This window comes from Bariatricus sp. HCP28S3_D3, assembly GCF_052065755.1.
Classification (GTDB): Bacteria; Bacillota; Clostridia; order Lachnospirales; family Lachnospiraceae; genus Allocoprococcus.
The window spans coordinates 1-1,939 of the sequence record NZ_JBQHTK010000074.1 but is presented as its reverse complement, the minus strand read 5'-3'; the positions used below and the strand labels follow the sequence as shown (position 1 = coordinate 1,939).

The following is a 1,939-nucleotide window of genomic DNA, read 5'->3' as shown; positions in this document are numbered from 1 at the left end:
AGGAGCTTCTTGTATAATTCAAATATAAGGAATTCCAAGAAAGAAGGTTGAGAAAAAAATACCTCAGTGTAAAATAAGATTACTGACTTTGCACGGTTAGTAAAAAATCTTATTGAACAGAGAGGTATCTGAAATGAATTATAACACACAGAACGCAAAAATTGCATCTATTACGGCAAAAACTTTAATTGTTGGAATCGATGTTGGAAGTGAAACTCATTATGCAAGGGCCTTTGACTGGCGGAATTATGAGTACTCAAAAAAGCCGTTTGCTTTCAACAATGATGAAGCCGGGTTTGCTTCATTTAAGGTATGGATGGAAGATATAGCAGAGAAACATGGGAAAGAGGTGGTGATTCCAGGGATGGAACCTACCGGCCATTACTGGCTGAACCTTGGAGCGTACCTGCAGGAACAGGGAATGAAGCCGGTGCATGTGAATCCGCATCATGTAAAGAAGTCCAAAGAACTGGATGATAACAACCCAAACAAGAATGACCGTAAGGATCCAAAAACAATTGCGGGACTGGTAAATGAAGGAAGATTTTCGTATCCATATATCCCTACAGGGATATACGCAGAGATTAGAAATCTGTCAAATCTTCGTATTCAGACGCAGGAAGAACTTACAAGGATCAAAAACCGGATTGCCCGATGGTTCAGTATTTATTTTCCGGAAATAAAAGACGTTTATAAAAACCCGGACGCTGTAAGCGGGATGATGGTGATCAAAAAGGCACCGTTGCCATGTGATATCAAAGAACTTGGCGTAGATGGTGTGAATCAGGTATGGAGGGATGCAAAGCTGAAAGGCGCTGGCATAAAGAGGGCAAGGACCCTGGTATCAGCTGCGGAGCACAGCATCGGAAGTACGGAAGCACCGGAAAGTGCCAGAATAGAGATCCGAAACCTGCTGAACGATTACGAAGTATATAAAAACAGAATGGATGATCTGATGCAGGAGATAGAAGCGAAACTTTCAGAGATTCCTTATATTGATAAACTGATGGAGATCAAGGGAATCGGTTTAAAAACCGTAAGCTGTTTTATTGCAGAGGTGGGTGACATTCGACGTTTTGATAACCCAAAGCAGCTGCAGAAGCTAGCAGGGTATGCCATTGTTGCAGACAGTTCCGGTAAGCATAACGGAGAAAGCCGCATCAGTCACAGGGGAAGAAAACGCCTGAGGTATGCATTGTATGAAGCTGCGATATCTGTGATAGGAAAGAATAAAGAGTTTAGAGAGATCCATGATTATTACAGGACGAGGAAGCAAAATCCTTTGAAGAAGATGCAGTCGGTGATAGCGATTGCGTGTAAGCTGATCAGGATCTTCTATACGATACTGACAAAAGGCATAGATTATGATGGTCAGAAGATGCTGAGTGATATCGTAAGGCCGGAAGCTATAATGGCAGCATAAAAATATCAGGAAACAGTATATCGTGGTTGGTTTGAGCATTTGAGTAAAGAGTGCTTGAGGGCTGAAACCAGCCACGGTAGCTGAAAAAAACAGAATGCAACAGGAGAACGTCCACTGAAAAGTGCTGTTGCCGGAAAAAAGTCAGTAATAGAAATACAAAGAATGAGCCAGTAGTCGGCAGGAATATTTTCCATAGGGCATGTGACCCTGGTTAGGAGCTGAGCTGACACCCTGGTTATGGACAGGCGGGACGAGAGAAGTTAGGACTCGGCGCTTAAGGGCTGATGATCCTGGTAGACACGGGAGGTTCGCTGCCGTAGATGGATGGGTATACACAAGGCCATGTAGAACGAAGAGCAAGACGTTTTACTTCGTGTACCCAAAATCCACTATTTTCGTACCAGATACAGAGAAATGTTCATTCCTATGGCTTCTTCTTCTGAGATATTTATTGATGATATATTGAAAAAATCCTTGATTTTCAAGGAAAAAAGACTTGACTTAATAGGGAGGAAA

Annotated in this window: 1 protein-coding gene; it reads left to right on the top strand. The window is 42.4% G+C overall.

Annotated features, from left to right (window positions below; all coding sequences use genetic code 11):
• Nucleotides 1-133 precede the first annotated feature (133 nt).
• Nucleotides 134-1,423, top strand: a complete 1,290-nt coding sequence (locus tag ACTNB3_RS17715; protein ID WP_441027274.1) for an IS110 family transposase — start codon at nt 134-136, stop codon at nt 1,421-1,423.
• The last annotated feature ends 516 nt before the right edge of the window (nt 1,424-1,939 follow it).